This window comes from Desulforamulus ruminis DSM 2154, assembly GCF_000215085.1.
GTDB lineage: Bacteria > Bacillota > Desulfotomaculia > Desulfotomaculales > Desulfotomaculaceae > Desulfotomaculum > Desulfotomaculum ruminis.
The window spans coordinates 2,740,912-2,758,891 of sequence record NC_015589.1 but is presented as its reverse complement, the minus strand read 5'-3'; the positions used below and the strand labels follow the sequence as shown (position 1 = coordinate 2,758,891).

17 protein-coding genes are annotated in these 17,980 nt (G+C 45.7%); 7 read left to right on the top strand and 10 right to left on the bottom strand.

Features of this window, described 5'->3' with window-relative positions:
• Positions 1–88 precede the first annotated feature (88 nt).
• The 3 genes from DESRU_RS13600 to DESRU_RS13590 are packed head-to-tail and all read right to left on the bottom strand — an operon-like array spanning position 89 to position 1,922.
• Positions 89–1,006 (bottom strand): sensor histidine kinase, encoded by a 918-nt coding sequence (locus DESRU_RS13600; protein WP_013842668.1) that lies wholly within the window; start codon positions 1,004–1,006, stop codon positions 89–91.
• Positions 999–1,676 carry a response regulator transcription factor gene (locus tag DESRU_RS13595; protein WP_013842667.1) on the bottom strand — a complete coding sequence of 226 codons (678 nt, stop codon included), beginning with the start codon at positions 1,674–1,676 and terminating at the stop codon, positions 999–1,001. The genes DESRU_RS13600 and DESRU_RS13595 overlap by 8 nt, the downstream gene beginning before the upstream one ends.
• 30 nt (positions 1,677–1,706) lie before the next feature.
• A complete protein-coding gene (locus DESRU_RS13590) occupies positions 1,707–1,922 on the bottom strand; it encodes a hypothetical protein (RefSeq protein ID WP_049786756.1) in 216 nt (71 codons plus the stop codon).
• Between the two features lie 525 nt (positions 1,923–2,447).
• On the opposite strand from DESRU_RS13590, the gene DESRU_RS13585 reads away from it, so the two are divergent.
• Together DESRU_RS13585 and DESRU_RS13580 are read left to right on the top strand one after the other, a co-directional pair.
• Entirely contained in the window at positions 2,448–2,849 is a 402-nt protein-coding gene (locus tag DESRU_RS13585; RefSeq protein WP_013842666.1) for a DUF134 domain-containing protein, read from the top strand.
• Between the two features lie 116 nt (positions 2,850–2,965).
• A complete protein-coding gene (locus tag DESRU_RS13580) occupies positions 2,966–3,352 on the top strand; it encodes a NifB/NifX family molybdenum-iron cluster-binding protein (RefSeq protein ID WP_013842665.1) in 387 nt (128 codons plus the stop codon).
• 196 nt (positions 3,353–3,548) lie between these two features.
• Here DESRU_RS13580 and DESRU_RS13575 read toward each other — a convergent pair whose 3' ends face one another.
• Positions 3,549–4,874, bottom strand: a complete 1,326-nt coding sequence (locus tag DESRU_RS13575) for an acetyl-CoA hydrolase/transferase family protein (protein WP_013842664.1) — start codon at positions 4,872–4,874, stop codon at positions 3,549–3,551.
• Between the two features lie 167 nt (positions 4,875–5,041).
• Between DESRU_RS13575 and DESRU_RS13570 the strand changes: the two genes are divergently transcribed.
• Entirely contained in the window at positions 5,042–5,494 is a 453-nt protein-coding gene (locus DESRU_RS13570) for a CBO0543 family protein (RefSeq protein WP_238446442.1), read from the top strand.
• 34 nt (positions 5,495–5,528) lie between these two features.
• Here DESRU_RS13570 and DESRU_RS19940 read toward each other — a convergent pair whose 3' ends face one another.
• On the bottom strand, positions 5,529–6,239 hold the full coding sequence (locus tag DESRU_RS19940; protein ID WP_013842662.1) for a gamma-glutamylcyclotransferase family protein: 711 nt from the start codon (positions 6,237–6,239) through the stop codon (positions 5,529–5,531).
• 171 nt (positions 6,240–6,410) lie between these two features.
• On the opposite strand from DESRU_RS19940, the gene hslO reads away from it, so the two are divergent.
• Positions 6,411–7,301, top strand: coding sequence for an Hsp33 family molecular chaperone HslO (gene hslO / locus DESRU_RS13560; protein ID WP_013842661.1), 891 nt, complete (start codon positions 6,411–6,413; stop codon positions 7,299–7,301).
• Positions 7,302–7,685: 384 nt separating this feature from the next.
• Entirely contained in the window at positions 7,686–8,738 is a 1,053-nt protein-coding gene (locus tag DESRU_RS13550) for a copper amine oxidase N-terminal domain-containing protein (RefSeq protein ID WP_013842659.1), read from the top strand.
• A gap of 129 nt (positions 8,739–8,867) precedes the next feature.
• On the opposite strand, the gene DESRU_RS13545 is transcribed toward DESRU_RS13550, so the two are convergent.
• From DESRU_RS13545 to DESRU_RS19935, 3 genes are all read right to left on the bottom strand, one after another.
• On the bottom strand, positions 8,868–9,434 hold the full coding sequence (locus tag DESRU_RS13545; protein ID WP_013842658.1) for a PaaI family thioesterase: 567 nt from the start codon (positions 9,432–9,434) through the stop codon (positions 8,868–8,870).
• A 344-nt stretch (positions 9,435–9,778) separates the two neighbouring features.
• On the bottom strand, positions 9,779–10,519 hold the full coding sequence (locus tag DESRU_RS13540; RefSeq protein WP_013842657.1) for a LytR/AlgR family response regulator transcription factor: 741 nt from the start codon (positions 10,517–10,519) through the stop codon (positions 9,779–9,781).
• A gap of 260 nt (positions 10,520–10,779) precedes the next feature.
• Positions 10,780–12,231: a tetratricopeptide repeat protein gene (locus DESRU_RS19935; RefSeq protein WP_049786755.1), complete on the bottom strand. Its 1,452-nt coding sequence runs from the start codon at positions 12,229–12,231 to the stop codon at positions 10,780–10,782.
• 158 nt (positions 12,232–12,389) lie between these two features.
• Between DESRU_RS19935 and DESRU_RS13530 the strand changes: the two genes are divergently transcribed.
• Both DESRU_RS13530 and DESRU_RS13525 read left to right on the top strand, forming a co-directional pair.
• Entirely contained in the window at positions 12,390–13,187 is a 798-nt protein-coding gene (locus tag DESRU_RS13530) for a copper amine oxidase N-terminal domain-containing protein (protein ID WP_013842655.1), read from the top strand.
• 115 nt (positions 13,188–13,302) lie between these two features.
• Positions 13,303–13,590: a Dabb family protein gene (locus DESRU_RS13525; RefSeq protein ID WP_013842654.1), complete on the top strand. Its 288-nt coding sequence runs from the start codon at positions 13,303–13,305 to the stop codon at positions 13,588–13,590.
• A 73-nt stretch (positions 13,591–13,663) separates the two neighbouring features.
• Here DESRU_RS13525 and DESRU_RS19930 read toward each other — a convergent pair whose 3' ends face one another.
• Together DESRU_RS19930 and DESRU_RS13515 are read right to left on the bottom strand one after the other, a co-directional pair.
• A complete protein-coding gene (locus DESRU_RS19930; RefSeq protein ID WP_013842653.1) occupies positions 13,664–17,095 on the bottom strand; it encodes an EAL domain-containing protein in 3,432 nt (1,143 codons plus the stop codon).
• 176 nt (positions 17,096–17,271) lie between these two features.
• Complete coding sequence (locus tag DESRU_RS13515; protein ID WP_013842652.1) at positions 17,272–17,814, bottom strand: YpiB family protein; 543 nt, start codon at positions 17,812–17,814, stop codon at positions 17,272–17,274.
• Between the last annotated feature and the right edge of the window lie 166 nt (positions 17,815–17,980).

Below are 17,980 nucleotides of genomic sequence, written 5' to 3'. Positions count from 1 at the left end.
TACTGCATCACTGCAATACAGACTCTATCATAGGTTTCTTTCCAGAATCTTTCCGGTGGGCAAACAATTCTAACGGTTTTGTAAGAATTTAATTCTTTCGGGGAAGAAACATCGAAAATACCGCCCCATCACCTAAAGAGGTCGCTACTTTGATATAGCCGCTCTGACCGGCTAAAATCTGGCGGGTCAGGTACAGGCCAATCCCTACGCCTTCCTGTTCGCAGACGGACTGGGAACGGTAAAAGCGCGCAAATATTTTTGCCTGTTCGGCTTCTGAAATCCCGATTCCGGTATCCGCCACATCAATGCGGCAAAACAGATCGTAAACCTTTACTTTGATGCGTATGCTACCCCCCGAGGACGTATATTTAATGGCGTTATCCACCAGATTACACAACGCTTCTGTGGTCCATTTGAAGTCAAATACCGCATCAGCATCTGTGGAATCCACTGTCAGCCGAATTTCTTTTTGCGCTGCCTTGGGCATGAACTGTGCGGCTACCTCATCCAGCATAGGCGCAATGGTATTTGAGACCGGATGCAGTGTTAAAACCCCGGTTTCCAGCCGGGATAATTTCACTAACGCGGTAATCAAGAAGCTCAGCTTTTCTGCTTGCCCCCTCAGCGCAGCGATACAATCCCTGCTTTCTTCCGGTATAGCCTGTTCCTCAAGCAGTTGTGCATAGAGCAGAATATTGGCAATGGGAGTTTTGGTCTGATGGGAGATATCGGCCAGCAGTTCTTTAATTTTTTCTTTCTCTGTTGTTAAATTGCGTGCCGATACCGCCGAAGCAGTCAGATATCGGTTCAATCTGCTCTCCACCGAAGAAAGCAGGCTTTCATCAAAGCTATGTTCTGTAAAGCTGCCGTCTATGGCGCTATCCAGCATTTGGTTGAGCGTTTTCATGATTTTTTTAGTATTACGGCGTTGAAAGAGCACGATTATACAGCATAGCAGAATAGCTGCTAAGGCAATGATGGGCAGGCCAAGGTTCCACTCAGTCATCCTGTTTTACCGCCCATACATAGCCCAGCCCGTACACTGTTTTGATATACCGCGCCGCGTCCAGCTTGTCCCTCAGACGCTTAACGGTCACCGAAAGCGCATTTTCATCCACAAAATCGGCGCCATCCGTCCAAATGCGCTCAAGGAGAACCGCTCGGCTTATGGTTACGCCCTGATTTTCCACCAACAATCGAAGGAGCTTTTGTTCCGTTTTGCTTAACTCCACCGCAGTATCCGACTTAAAGAATGTCATCTGCTCAAAATCAAACCGATAGCTGCCAATGACAAACACCTTTGAGGCTTGGGCTATGCCGCGGCGTAGTTGAGCCTTTACTCTCGCCCGAAGAATTGCAAGGCTAAAGGGCTTTGTGATGTAATCATCCGCACCGTGCTCCAACCCCATAACCACATCCATTTCAGTGTCATTGGCAGTTAACAGGATCACTGGAACAGGATTGCTCACGGTTTTAATTTCCCGAAGCAGTTCCAATCCGCTGCCATCGGGAAGATTAATGTCCAGCAAAACCAGCCCCGTCATACCGCAGGCAAGCTGTTCACGAGCGGATTTTAAATCAAAACACGGAACAATTTGAAGCTCTTGATTCTTTAAAGCAAGGCACAAGCCTCGACTAAGATTGCGGTCATCTTCAACGATTAATACTTGTTTCATAACTTATCTTCCTTCGCCTTTAATCAACCCTTACTCTTGCGAGCATTCCTCACCGGAGATTTGCCCTCCACATAATCCCGCAGGACTGACTGGCGGCGGCAGGCAAGGCCTTGAATGCTCCCCAGTCAAGTCCTTGCCGCCAATTTCCTCCCCAAACTTTCCCGTTGCCCGGGAATAGACCTTGTTGTACTCGGTGAAGTACTGCTGCAAAAATGTATTGGCCTCAATCTCTTTTTCAAAGAACACCTTCGCGCCTGCCTGCTTGCAAGTCCGTTTGCTTCCCTGTGGACTTACAGATTCTGTCTGTACGATAATCATACCACAAGAATATATAATTTTAATTTGCGATTAATTATTACGCAGGAGGTGAGCAAGAAGCACGGTATGAAAGCCCTCCCGTTGGGAGAGGCAAGCATAGCCTTCGACTACAGGGTAGCTAGATCAATTGGCCATTTACCAACGGGCGGTTTATAAGCTGTGTAAATCCCCGCCCGGCACAGGGGAAATGACGGTCATAGGTATATCCGGATATATTCCGGGCGTCGCGCTGCAAAGGACGCTTATTAAGAATTTGATGTCAGCATTCCACTTGACATGGAAATTCTCTTGACTGATATCTATAAATCTTTTGCAAGGAATCACAAAATATTGATTAAATATTATTTTTAAGCATTGATTAAAATAAACCATGTAAAATTATTGACATTTGTTCAAAATAGGTTTAAGATGGTTATGAGCAAATGTCCAAAATAAAAAGCAGGAAGTGGATTCATGGCGCGACCTCCTAAACGGCGATTGGTAGAGCGTTTACCTGTAATTACATACTTTAAGCCCCAGGGGATTCCCATGAGCCAGTTGTCCGAGGTGGTTCTTACGGTGGAAGAGCTGGAGTCCATTCGTCTGGTGGATTTGGAGGAATTGGACCAAGAGGTATGTGCCGAAAAGATGAATGTATCCCGACCTACTTTTCACAGGATTTTAAACTCAGCCCGTAAAAAAATTTCCCAGGCACTGATTAACGGCCTGGCCATTCGGGTAGACGGCGGTAATTTTCAAATCGCTCTTTCAAGCTTTCTTTGTGGACAGTGCGGCCATAAATGGCAGGGGACTTTCTGCCACCGGCATACCAAATGTCCCCAATGTCAATCAAAGGACTGGAAAGTGGACCAGTAGAAAAATGGATTTATTTAACCGGCTTTTTAAGTTTATTTAGATTTCCAGACAATCTCGCAAAGGACATGAGAATCTATTGATTATGATTGATTTAAAAATAAGGAGGAGAAGTTTGGATGAAAATCGCGATACCCGCAAGAAACGGCAAGGTCAATGAGCATTTTGGAAGCACCGAGGAGTTCGCTATTTTGGAATTGGAAAACGGCAAGGTTATAAATAAGAAGATGATTTCCAATGAGGGTTTGCAGCATGATCACGGCGGCATTGCCAACATGTTGAAAAATGAAAAAATTGAAGCCATTATTTGCGGCGGTATTGGAGGACACATGATGCAGGCCCTGCAGATGATGGGCCTGAAAGTGGTGAACGGGGCCTCCGGTTCCCTGGAAAGTGTCTCTGAAGCCTATGCCAACAATTGTCTGGTTACCCGTCCTGTTCAATGCGGCTGTGGCGGTGATCATCACCATCACCATCATCATCATGGCGGCGGCTGTAATCACTAAGTGCAAAGGGCTTGTTGCAAATAGGAATAGAACGCGGATTCTACGGATTTCCACGGATTCGCGCGGATTTTTAATTATATTTTAAATCCGCGCAAATCTGTATTATCCGTTCAATCCGCGTTCTATTCTTTGTTTTTAATAAGGGGCTGCGCATTAGGACTCTTTTAAGTTCTTTTTGCAATAGCCCCTGCATGATTTAAAGAAGTCCCATCTTTTTGGCGGATTCTCTTAATTCGTCGCGGTGTTCAGGGTGGGCAACATTGATCAGAGCTTCGGCCCGTTGCTTAAAAGTCTTGCCGGATAAATGAGCGGCCCCGTACTCTGTGACTATGTAATCCACGTCGTTTTTGCTGGTGGTGATAACGGTGCCTTCCCGGAACATGGGAACAATTTTGGATTTTCCTTTTACCGTTGAATGCAGAACAATAAAGGCTTTACCCTCGGGAGACTGTACCGCACCCCGGACAAAGTCAACCTGTCCTCCGGTTCCGCTGTATTGAATAGGACCGATGGTTTCCGAAGCACATTGTCCCAAAAGATCCACTTCCACAGTGGCATTAATGGAAACCATTTTTATATTTTTGCCGATAATGTTTGGATTATTGGTATAGGAAACCGGGTGAAACTCGAACATGGGATTGTCATTGATAAAATCATATAATTTTTTTGTTCCCAGGGCAGCACAGGACAGGGCTTTGCCGCGGTGAATGCTTTTGGCGTTGTTGGTTACCGCCCCGGACTCAATTAAGTCCACCATGCCGTCTGTAAGGATTTCCGAGTGGATTCCCAGATGATTTTTATGAAGGAGTGCCTTGGCCACCGCATTGGGAATTTTCCCGATTCCCAGTTGAATGGTGGAGCCGTCTCCAATATGCTCCGCCACATACTGACCGATGGCAATGTCTTCACGACTGAGTTCCTTGGCAGGGATTTCCGGAAGGGAAGCGTCGTCTTCCACCAGAAAATCGGCCTGGGTTACGTGGATAAAGGTATTGCCATGGGTTCGAGGCATGTTGGGGTTGACCACCAGGATGATTTTCTTGGCCTTTTCCGCCACGGTGGTGGTATAGTCAACGGAAGCGCCAAAGCTGAAGAAGCCGTAGCGATCCATGGGTGAAACGGTGGCCATGAGCACGTCTACTTCAATATAATCGGCAAAAAGGCGGGGGGAAAGGGAAAAATAATTGGGCATAATGTCAAAACGGCCGGATTGAACACCGTGCCGGCTGGCACCGCTGGTAAACCAGGATACATGGGTAAAGTGTTTTTCCATACCGGGTTCCAGGTACTTTGCCGGGCGCATGGGTATCATTTGATGAATACGAACATCCTTTAACTCTTCTTTCCGGTCTACCATGGCATCCAGTAAGATGGGTGTTTCCGAAACACCAAAGCCCACCACCACATCATTCCCACTTTGGATGCATTGGACGGCTTCCTGGGGGGAAACCCGCCTTCGATTGTATTGATCCTTTAGTACATCGGGGCTGCTGCTTACAATTCCTCTATTATGCCAGGCCATCGAGAGCCCTCCCTATCAAATAATTTGAAATGATATTTATTTCAAAATTTATAATATTCCATAAAATTTTGTAAATCCTCTCCTTTACAGTTTCTCTGTATAGCTTTACGCAATATTTGTCATAATACTCTGGATAAGCGAGAGAGGAGGAAGTATCCTTGCCCTGGGTGATCGCCGCTATAGTGTCCTGGATCATATTTTATTTTTTGGTAGATGTATGGCAGTTAAAAAGAACCATTTTTGGAGGATTGTTTACACTGGCCTTGGGCTCAATGGTAGACTGGGGAGGACAGCAGCTTGACTTGTACCGATTCTATGACGTTATCATCCCCTGGGCCGGATGCTCCATGTTTTATAAATTTGGTCCTATATTCACCATGGGTATCCTTTTTACACAATATTTACCCAGAAAACCAATCCTGCAAGTCATTAATATTTTGGTTGTTTCCCTGCTGTATCTAGCCATGGAAGCATTAATTTTGCAGACCGGGGTGGCGGAATACAGGAATTGGCATATTTTGGCCAGCTTGGTTGTGGATATGGGTGCCTTTACCTCTCTGACCTGGTTCGCCCAAACCTTTCAATGGTCCCCCGCAAGCCACAGAGAGAACAGAATTTAACCCCCATTTCTCAAGGGAAGTGGGGGCTTTTTATTTAATTCACCGTGGGCAAGGTAACCAGCCAGCGCAGGTATTGCTGATGAAGGCCAAAAAATTGCGCGCCGCTGGACATTTTTTCAAGGTACTGACGGCTGGGCAAAAAGGAACCTTCCGGAACCGTCCGGTAGCTGTCGCAGCAAAGAATGCCGAAGGAGGTCTTTACAGCCATGCGAATTTTACGGTACTGGATTTCCTGATTTTGCTTTTGGTCTAAAATGGACGGTCCATTTTCAGGCAGACAATAAATGACACCCCAGATGGAATCGCCGGAGGATTTTTCTAAACCGGCAATGCCGCCGCCTTTTCCGGAGGATTTATTAAATACCAGCCTGTAGCCTTCTAATTGGGCCCTGCAGAGAAAGTGACTGCCCGGGCAGCGTTCGTGATACATCTGATCGGGGTTTAGATTGGCTCCGTAAGCAAAATACAACCTGCCCTCACCGGCCAGTTCCGCCAGATAATCGGCAACCCGATTATCAACGGTCTGCTTGGATTCCTTGGGGGTTAAAAATCTCCGCAAATTTAACGGCTGTCCCTCATCCCCATCTAGGGAAAAGACCAGCCCCTGGGCTTTCAGGGAGTCTAGAATGTTCAATAATTCATCTTCCACAAAATTGCCTCGATTAAGAATGGTTGAAAAGGAAGGGGCATTGTCGGCTTCTCGAATAATACTTAACACAATAATGGCTTTATCCAGGTCTGTCAAAGAAATCACCCTCAAAATCAATATTTAATATAAAATTCTACCCCAAAGATGTTTTTCCTTTCCTTAAATCCTATGCCGGGATGATAATTATCTTGGCTGCAAAAAATTGACATCCAAGGATCCGGATTGATAGAATAACTGCAGTGACTTTACAGCCTACGGAGGGATTTTATGAATGATTATCTGATTAGGGCGGTTGCTGCCGACGGCAGCTTTCGGATATTTGCGGCCCGAACCACAAAAACGGTGGAAGAGGCAAGAATAAGACATAACTGCTGGCCGGTGGCGGCCGCCGCCTTGGGGCGGACCATGACCGGAGCCCTTCTGCTGGGGGCCAATTTAAAGGGCGAAGATATTCTCACCCTGCGGGTTTTAGGGGAAGGGCCCCTGGGAGCCATCATTGTAACAGCCAATGCCAGGGGAGAAGTTCGGGGTTATGTTCAGGAACCCCAGGTTCATTTGCCCAGTACACCGGAAGGGAAATTGCCCGTGGGAGCGGCGGTGGGCAAAGGACACCTGCACGTTACCAGGGATCTGGGGCTAAAGGAGCCCTTTACAGGGAATGTAGAATTGGTTTCCGGGGAGATTGCCGATGATTTGGCCCATTACCTGACGGTTTCGGAACAGACCCCTTCGGCGGTATCCCTGGGGGTTTTAGTAGAGACCGATAATTCGGTGGTGGCTGCCGGGGGGATGCTTTTACAGCGGATGCCTCAGGCTTCGGAGGATACACTGGAAAAACTGGAACAAAACCTGGCCCAGCTTCCCCCGGTGAGTTCGCTAATTTTTCAGGGGGAAACTCCGGAGGAAATGATTCAACGGGTAACCAGGGGAATGGATGTAAAAATTTTGGAAAGCAGCCCTGTAAGCTTTTGCTGTCACTGTTCCTGGGAAAGGTTGGAAAACCTTTTGGTGGGACTGGGCAAAGAAGAGATCTCTTCTATCCTGGAAGAACAGGGACAGGCAGAGGTTAACTGTCATTTCTGTTCTGAAAAGTATCATTTTAAACGGGAAGATTTAATGAAGATACTGGACCGAATTGAGGGTGAAAGAACCCCCTAGGGACAATTTAGATCTGCGGAACCGGCTGCTGGCCAGTGGAGAGGCCATGAAAAGCTTATTTCTTGGTCGGAGCGAAAATATTAAATTTATTTTTTGCTACGGGTTAAAACGTAGCATTTTTATTCAGGGTCTATTAATAATGTTTTTTAATATCAGTAACCATTGGAAGTTAAGCCAAGGGGTTGGATGGTGAAAAAGAGAGCATTCACTGCTTGTATTGAATTTTTTCATGAGATCACCACCGACGATTAGCAACGAGGATATGCCAGTTTATTACATATATATAATAAAACAGCGTATTACCGGAACCAAATAAAAGGGGTTATCGTCCAATAATATACACAGGCCTTGCAACACAATACATCTAACTGAAAGGAGTAAACAATGAGAATTTCTCACAAAGTTATTATAGGAATTTTATCCGCTGCAATCTTGTCCCTTTCGCCGGTTGGAGCATTTGCTGCTGATACAGCGGGTGTACAACCCGCCAATGAGGTGAGGGCGATACAGCCTATTAGCAACCAGTTAGATACAGAAAGCCGAATCAATTTCCACTCTTTTTCCGGAACCGTTAAGGAGGTAAAACCTTACACAGGTGCAGATGGCACGGCAGTTGAAGGATGGCAATATGTTCTCACGGAAAATGAGCAAGGAGCTCAGACAAACTTTCTTGTAACCACGGATACCTATTGGGTTACAGACACAAAAGCCTCGGTAGGCGATAAGATTACTGGCTTTTATGACGCCAATAGCCCTGCTTTGATGATTTACCCGCCTCAGTATAAGGCGGAAGTGATGGCTGCAAATTTGCCGGAAGGCCAAAACATCAAAGTAGATTGGTTTGATGAGAATTTGATCAGCGAGGATAATGGACTAAAGTTAAATCTTTCAGACAAGACGGAGCTTGTTTGGCAAAACGGGAATTCATTTGACGGTAAGCTTACAGGAGGAAAGCTGGTGGTTCTTTATGATGTAACCACTAAAAGCATACCTGCACAAACGAATCCCATAAAAGTCATTGTATTGTTGGAAAAAGCTCAAGAGCCGACGGAAAAAGAAAAGACTGCACCGGCTGAAAGTGTTCCTACCATGGATATTGTAGTGAATGATCAGATCATTGACGCGCCGGCGCCCTATGTCAAAGAGGACGGGACCGTAATGGTTCCCATGAGAACTATTGCTGAAGCCCTGGGATTTGAGGTGACCTGGAACAGTGAGAAGCAAGGTGTCCTATTGGATAATCACATCACTTTAACGTTAGGCCAGGACTACTACACTTATCTGGAAACTGCACCCGTTAAACTGGGAGCTGCTCCCGAGGTGATTGGCGGAAAAACCTTTGTACCACTGCAATTCTTTAAGAAAGTAGTTCCCATGAATAACGCTTATGTGTTTGAAGGACAGATTGTAATAAATAACGGAGAAATCATGGAATAAAGCAATTGACAAGACAACATACCTGCCTTTCAACCATTTCTACTTTCAATCTTGCGAAATCATATTGTAAGTATACGTTAAGGAGCTATCCCATCAAGATGGGATAGCTCCTTTTAGCAGAAAATCGTACTATGTAGATTCCATGATAAAGAGAGGACTGGGTGTTTTAGGATTCCTCTGATTCATTTTTCTTTTGATAAGGCAGATGGATTTCCACAGGGTCATCTTGATGATATACCACTTGCCACTTTTCGATTGTTTATCAAAATCAGCAATCCGGTCGATGGGTAATTTTAAGTATTTCCCTGCGGCAGAAACAGCCAGAGAGCCATCCGGCAGGTAAATCTCGCCGGTACCCTCAAAAAAACGCCGGTTATTTCGCGTGATACGTCCAATGGCGGTAAGGGGTTGTTCCAGCGGAACCGGTAAATTATATTTTACAGATAACTCTACAGTGACACCCCAAGTTTCCGGTTCATCAATCATGATCACACGCCGCGATGTTTCATCTAAAATGGCGGATGAAATACCGCCATGCATGCGGCCCGGATAGCTCTGGTGCTGCTCGATTGGAGTGAAGGTGACGGCCAATTCGCCGTTTTCCAAACCGTAGAAGGAAGCTTTTAGACCCAATTGGTTATCCAGATCGCCTACAAGACACATTCTGCTGTTGTTCTGCTTGTTTATAATTTTCATAAGAATAAATCTCCTTTAAAAGCAGAGCGTAAATGGAAACAATAATCCCTCTGCTGCTGTACAAGGAAAACATATACAGGCTGCCTGTGTATATTACCTGTAACCCATTCATGTGGAAGAGCAGCTTAAAGGCCAGCATCATGGAACCCATAACCAGAAAAACGCCGATAAAGTGTAAATCGAAAATATCCGATACCACAACGGCCCAAGGTTGACTGCAATTACAGCCATATAAAAGAACCAGTGTTTCACTTTTAGTGGAAGTAAATCTTTAAAATAAAGAAGAAAAAAGACGTCATAGCCAACAGGGAAACAATTGGAACAAGCAGCACCATCACCTCTTTTTAATCGATGCTGTAGATGTTAGAGCGGGATATATACTTAGAGAAAGCTTCCTTGACCTGTTTCAGATAGGTGATGCCGATGGGAATGACCTTGCCGGTCTTTAAAACCAGGCTTTGCCGCTGGAACTTTGCAATATAGGACAGATTAACCAGGTAAGAACGATGTACCCGGATAAAGTCTTTCTCCAGCATTTGTTTTTCAAGCTGTTCCATTGTCCCGTAATATTCAAATTTTTCTTCCGACTTATAATGCACCATGACCACCCGTTTCCAGATCTCAAAATAGGAAATATCCTTCAGCGGTATAACTTTGCGGGTGCTCCCTGATTCGCACACAAATAGCTCGGTCTTTTTTGCCTCTGCCAGTGAAATAGCCCGTAAAAAAATCTGTTCAAACTTCTCGGAAGAGGTTGAGTCTTTAACCAAATAGTGAACCGGTGTAATATCAAAGGCCTCAAACACATAATCTTCGCTGGTTGTAAGAAAGATGATTTCTGAATTGCAGCCAAGTTTTCTTAGCTTTTTAGCGGTTTCCATACCGTTCAAATGTCCCATTAAAATATCCAGATAGATAATATCCGCCTGATTCGGAGAATCGGACAGATGGAATAGCAGTGCTTCCCCGCTGTTAAAAGCGGAAAGGGTGATGGTTATCCTGTTTTTGTTGGCATACTGGGTTATCAGTCTGCTGTATTTATCAATCATTTGCTGATTGTCATCGCACAAAAAGATTGTCACCATATCCTGTTTCTCCATTACTTACAGATTGCCTTTTATCTTCGGCTTATCTGCAGGATTGCTCTTGAAATATAATTATTATCATATAAACTGCCGGATGACACAAGGGCATGATTGTAAAATAATGGGTTTTGACAAAGCGGAGCATGAAAAGCATAGGCCATGAGGGGGGACATTCCGCACCTCATGGCCTATCATGGACGTTACAGTAAGTGTATCTTGTTATTGAATCATCTTATGATTAAACAACCATGATGGGTTGATCATTTATTGGCTTCCAGCTCAAGCACTTTTTTTAAGCTGGCCTCAGCCTTGTACTCTTGCCCCAATGTTTTGTAGACATTACTCAGGTTAAAGTAATAAAGGGGTTGGTTAGGGTCCAGCTCAATGGCCCGGTTTAAATCCGTCTCGGCCAATTCTGCCTGGCCGCTGTGGTAATAGGTGTAGCCCCTGCTGTTATAAGCGTCGGCATAATCCGCATTTAACTCGATGGACTTGCTGCAATCGGCCAATGCCTGCTGATAATTGCCCAATTTGGCATAAGCATAGCCTTTTTTATTATAGGTGGAGGCCAGGTAAGGGAAGTTTGGATCCATTTCGATAACCTTATTTAAATCCCCAATGGCTTTGTCATATTCCCCAATTTCCACATAAACCTTAGCCCGGTTGTTAAAGGGATAGGGGAAGGTGGGGGCCAGTTCACAGGACTTGGTATAGTTGGCGATGGACTCGGTCTGTTGGCCTAGCTTGTTATAAATATAGCCTTTGCCGTTATAGGGATCCGGAAATTCCGGGTTGATTTCAATGGCTTTATCGTAATCTGCCAGGGCCAGTTCATACCGGCCCAAATTATCATAAGCCATCCCTCGGCTCAAATAGGCTTTTTCATCCAGAGGATTAAGGTCCACGGCATTAAAACCCGCGGCCAGATTGTTATCGTATTGGCCCGGCTTAAATCGCAGGATTTGGGCCAAAGATTCCAGACGCATGCCGCCGTAAATATTCACCCGGGGCAGCGTATAGGCATCATCCAGGGGGGAAGAAATGCCTGTGTTTACCGTAACTGCTTCGGTGAAACCGTTTTTTCTGACCTCTTCGATGACCTGATCGTTATAGGCCCCATAAGGGTAAGAAAAAGAAACCACTTTGATATTTAATTTTTGTTCCAGTTTTTCTTTCGCCCCGGCAATCTCCCGTTGTTGATCTTTTTGTTCCAGATTATATAAATAAGGGTGGGTTTCCGTATGACAGCCAATCTCTATTCCATAGCGCTGGAGCTCCTTTAATTGTTCCCAGGTGACATGGTTGGGCGTATCCACCATCTCCGTAATAATAAAAGCAGTGGCTGTAAAACCGTATTTCTTCAAAATGGGAAAGGCGTTATCATAAAGGGAGACGTAGCCGTCATCCAGGGTCAGGATGACCCATTTATCGCCGGGCTTTCCCTTGGCACCCTTTAAAATTTCAGGAAGTTGGGACAGGGTCGCACTTTTATAGCCCTGTTCAGAAAGTAGTTTAATTTGTTCCTCAAAGTCTGTTTCCGGAACATAGAGGCCGTTGGGTCCTTCGTCAATGACGTGGTACATAAAGATATGGACCATGGGAGGATTACTTTCTTTTCCTGCCGCAGTATTTTTGTTTCCCTCACCGGCCTGAACCGGAACCGGTTGAATAAAAAGTAGGAATAAAAATAACCCCAAAAACCAATTCCTCACGCGATACACATCCTTGCTGACAGATTATAAATTTCAACACATCCTAGTAATATTTTACAAAAAAGTCTAAAACCCTGCTAAATCTTATGAAGAAAAAGGAATAACCTTTTGCATGGAGAAATTTTCAAAGGAATAGAAGTGGCAGGAGGAACACAAACATGTTGAGCGCTTTTCGTTTATGCACCTTTTTAGCAGTTCTGGTACTGGGGATGGGGATCTGTTCATTTCCGGCCCTGGCGTCCGATGAAGTGGTTTTCCCCATAGGGCAAAAAGTTTACTATGCCGATGGCCAGGCCAAAATCATGGACACCCCCGGGTTCGTTAAAGACGGCCTGATTTATTTACCGACTGCCTCCCTGGGGGAGGCCCTGGGAGCCGAGGTGAAGTGGTCCGATCAGCTAGAGTACCAAAGTATCGCCCTAACCAAAGGGAAAGATACGGTGGTGTACCTTTTAAACCATGAGAACTTTTTGGTGCAACACCGGGACTATTATAGTGATCTGGCCCGGATGGAGGCGGTTCCGGTATTAATAAACGGACAATCCTACCTTCCTCTCCGGTATACGGCGGAAAACCTGGGTTATGAGGTAAGCTTTGATGAGGCCAATGGCGCCGTCCGGCTGACAGCGAGGGATTTTTTCACCCGGGAGGGTTATACCATTCCCCTGGCCGCCTCCATTACGGCCATCCGCTTTTATCCGGCGGATATTGAAATGGAACTGCTGGTGGATCTCCAAAAACCCGCACCGGCTCAACCCCTTGAGGAGGCCCGGAATATTCTGGCTTCAAAGTTTGGTGAGACGGCCGCCGAAGAGGTTATTCAATATTTAAAAGCGAATCTTTCTCACGGAGATTCGATTCCCATGAAAGGATTTATGAGAGGTAAAATTTCCGCAGGCTCCTTCCAGGGAGATTCCCTGGCGGTCATCCGGGTTTGGCGGAACAGCGGCAGCTAAAGGCTTGATTATGCAGGAGTTTTAACTGCATAAGAATCCGTTGTATTGAAAAAATAGTGAAAGGTTTTGCGACAGGCAATGACAAGGACCAATACGTTGAAATGGAGTGAGGGTTATGGTTACACACATTGTGTTCTTCAAGTTTAAAGATCGAGAAAATATTGCCAAGGCCAGGGAGATGTTGTTAAATTTAAAGGGGAAGATTCCCCAACTGCTTCACCTGGAAGTAGGTGTAGATGTGCTTCATACGGAGCGCTCCTATGATCTGGCACTGGTGAGCAAATTCAATTCTTTGGAAGACCTTCAGGCTTATCAAATTCACCCGCTGCATGTGGAAGTAGCTGAATATCTTGCCACCGTAAGGGAAGCCGTGGCGGCAGTGGATTATGAAGTAGAAGCATAGGAAGGGCGGGAACCTCTCCGGAGGTTGCCGCCCTAACTTTTTATTCAAAGTTTACAAATGGATTTAGATGGAATCACAAATTCTGATTGGATGAAGGAAAGGATTTATGATATAAACTGCTTGAGGAAAGCAATGCTTCTATTTCTTCCCCGGGGAGGGGTTTACTGAATAAATAGCCCTGTATTTCATCACATCCCTGCTGCCTGAGATAATTCAATTGTTCCTGGGTTTCAACGCCTTCGGCGGTAACCTTCATTTTTAAATTATGGGCCAGAATGATAATGGTTTTCACGATGGAGGCATCGTCCGGATCGGAGATAATGTCCCGGATAAAGGAACGGTCAATTTTTAAAATATCGATGGGCAGGCGTTTAAGGTAACTTAAGGAAGAATAGCCGGTGCCGAAATCGTCAATGGCAATGGTGATGCCCATCTTTTGCAGCTCAAAGAGCATTTTACTGGTGAATTCCACATCCTTCATGGCAATGCTCTCGGTAATCTCCAGTTCCAGCCAGCGGGGATCAAGGCCGGTTTCTTCAAGAATTCGGGCTACTTTTTTAACCAGCTTCTGCTGCTGAAACTGGCGGGCCGATAGATTCACCGCCATCCGCATGGGCGGATAGCCGTTATCCTGCCAGACTTTATTGCGCTTACAAGCGGAGCGAAGGATCCATTCCCCCAGAGGAATGATGAGCCCGGTTTCTTCGGCCACCGGGATAAATTCCGCCGGACTGATAAGCCCCTTGCGGGGATGGTTCCAGCGAATCAGGGCTTCAATCCCGACGATTTTCCCCGTTGAGAGGTCCAACAGGGGCTGATAGTAAATCACGAATTCACCCTGCTCCAGGCCCCGCCGGATACTGTGTTCCAAAGCCAAGCGCTGGGAGATGCGGTCTTTCATGTTGGGTTCGTAGAATTGGTAGTTATTCTTACCCAGGTCTTTGGCCTGGTACATGGCCATATCTGCATTTTTAAGTAAAATTTCAACGGTTTGGCCATCTGCCGGGTAGAGGGCGATGCCAATGCTGGTGGTGATATGGAATTCATGGCTGCCTAGGATCCAGGGAGACTTTAAGGAATCGATAATCTTTTGAGCAACCACGGCAGCGGTTTCTCTGGCTGAAATATTGTTTACAATGATGGCGAATTCATCACCGCCAATGCGGGCAATGATGTCTTCTTTGTACAGAACCGAGGATAGCCGCTGGGCAATCCCTTTCAGCAACTGGTCCCCCATGTCATGGCCCAGGGTATCGTTAACCACTTTGAAATAGTCTAAATCCAGGAAAAAGACCGCCAGCATTTCTTTGTTTTTATCTGCCTGGGAAAGAATATGATTTAATTGTTGATTAAAAAGAATCCGGTTGGGCAGATCCGTCAGATGATCGTGGTGGGCCTGGTGCCTCATCAGTTCTTGAACCTTGGTACGTTCGGACAATTCTTGTTGAGCGGTTTTAAACAACCGGGCATTTTCCAGAGCAATGGAAGCCAACTGGGCAAAACCATTTAAAAGAGTGACATCTTCATCATTTAACTGCCGATTGTTTTGCACAAAACCCAGACCAATAATGCCAATGGTCTCCTGACCGGACTTAAGAGGTACAGCCAGTGTGGAATGGATAGCGGTGGATATAAAATTGATAGAACGCCCCTGCCAGTTGTAATAATCATGAACAATCATGGGCTGGCCCGAGAGCCACACCTTGCCGGCCAGGCCTTCTCCGGGTTTCATGGCGAAGCCGATGGTTTGTTTGCAGGCGCCTACCCCGGCACGCACAACCACCCGGGATTTATCATTGTTAACCAGGTAAATCCAGCCATGTTCCGTACCCAATAAAGCGCCCGCCCGGGAAAGAATGGCCTCCAGCAGATCATCCAGATCCAGTCGATTCATCAAAGCCAGGGCCGTTTCATGCAGGGAGGCCAAGTATTTGTTATGAAAATAAATTTTTTCCTCCGCCAGCTTTCTGTCGGAAATGTCATGGAAGTAAATGGAGACTCCACCGGCCGAAGGGTAGGCATGAATGGCAAACCACTTATTCAAAAGGGGGTAGTAATACTCGAATCTGGCAGGGACCTGTTGTTCCATAACCTCTTCAAGCTGTTGATGCAGGAGAGAGTCGGTAACCTCGGGGAAAACCTCCCAAAAATTCTTATCCAATACTCTTTGGGGATGCAGTAAAAGAAGTTTTTCCGCCTCTCCGTTAACATAGGTAATTTTCCAACGAGGATCTAAGGATAAAAAACCGTCGGTGATACTTTCAAAGATGACGTTCATTTGCTGGTGGGAGTGGTTTAGTTCTTCGTTGGTGGCTCTTAATTCCTCTTCAATGGAAACCAGTTCTTCATTGGTGGCCGTAAGCTCCTCATTGGAAGCCGTGAGTTCCTGCTCCATATATTTGCGCTCGGTGATATCCCGACCCTCAGCCACCAGATAAATGACCTGCTGCTCCCGGTTAAAGACCGGTTTCAGGGAAAAATCAATCATAATGGGTTTGGTTTGGCCCAGGGGAGTTTCGGTTTCATAATGGATGGTCTCCCCGGCTGCGGCTTTCTGAACGGCCTCTTCCAGCCATTGTCTGGCTTTGGAGTTGCTGCACCAGGGTGTTTCCCAAAGTTTCCGGCCCACCAGTTGTTCCGACGGCAAATGCATTAGTTGGGCGGCGGTTTCATTCACCATCAGCAGTGTCCCGTCCGGAGCAATTTTAGCGTTAAGGGTGATGAGTTGATCAATGTATTCTTTAAGCTGGTGTTCTTTGTCTTTTAAGCGGTTCATCAGAGAGTTTAATTTTTTGGCCATGGTGTTAAATTCCTGGGCCAGATCCCCGATCTCATCGTTTTTATCAATCTTAATCAATTGATTTAAATCGCCGTTGCCCAGGCGTCTGGCCATGACTGAAAGGGATTTTAGGGGCATAATGACATCTTGCCGGCCTTTATAAATAATAAATGAAAAAAGAAGGGTTAGGAACAAGGCGCTGAGACCGATGACCGTGTAATATTGATCCCTCAGCAGATCGATGCGCTTTAAGGAAAGACCTACATTGATGGCCCCGGTATGATTTCCGGAAGCGTCAAAATAGGGGATAACGATGTCGATGGTGCGTTCTCCATGATATCTTGAATTGGGATTATTCTCATCCCGGGTGTAAATCTGCTCTACGGTTTTACCGTCCCGGGCGGAAGAAAGTTTTCCTTGATCGGGAAAAACCATGCCAACCCGGTCTGGATCGCTGTGAATCAGGGCTTTGGCGTTTTTATCCATAATTAATAAATAACTGAGATCCGGTTCTTTACCGTTCAGATTGGCGACCAGTTTTTGTTTTTCATCATCTTGCAGCAGAGGCGTGGTTTCCTGGAGAAAATAAGCGATGGCCCTGGCCTTTTCAACAATATGATCCACCTGCCAGGGAATAATGTAATGGTGAAATAAAAACAAAATTTCCCCTACCAGTACCAGCCCGGTGATAAATACAGTCAGGATAAACTTTCTACCGATACTCATAGCATCACCTGCCATATGGAACATTTTAGAATATCTACGACAAAATTCATTAATCTTCCTTCATTTAATTTTCAGAAAGTTGGAAAAAGGGAAAATTTTGTAGTGATTAAATATTTATTCAGTGGATCCAGGCATAAAAAACCCCCGGAGATAATCAACCGGGGGAAGATCAGTGGCTATGTTTCATACACCAGTTTGCGAAGCTCTTGGGAAAGACGTTCAAACTCCTGGGAATTTTTTTCATCCAGTGCCTGATCAATTTTTTTCAGCAACGTTCTGCGGTAAGCTTCCCTTTGATTGACCGTGCGGACCGCTTCCACCAGTAAACGCTGGGCTTGGGAATCCGGGGTAAGGCTTGCCTGCAACTGCTTTCGTTTGGAACGGGGGCAAAATCGGCAATGGGGGGGACTGGCAAAGGACAACCAAATGGCGAGACGTTTGGGGGGATTGGTTTTCAATTGATGAATTACCTGATCCACAGAACCATAGTTCACGTTAGACAAACGAAAATCAAAAGGGAAGGTATTGGTATACACCGCGGAAACAAGAAGGGCATCGGGTTGATTGGACAACTTGTTGGTAAACTGTACCCGGGACAATAGGTTTTTGTTGTCTTTAATAAAATCCAGCACCCTGGATGCTTCGGGTTTTTTCAGACGGTTGGTCCGTATGAACCAAATAATGAATTCCCTTTTTTCGGCCAAAGTGTTGGCTATCACGGTAATCCCCCCTTTAGAGCAAAGTTCTACATTTAAACATTTTAAATTTGACTCCGGTCCAGGGAACTCCTGCAGGGTTCATAAGGTAATAAATTACAATCCTACTTCATGGAGGGGAGGGGCTGATATAATGTTATTGATTCGTGGCATTCTCCGGGATGGAAGA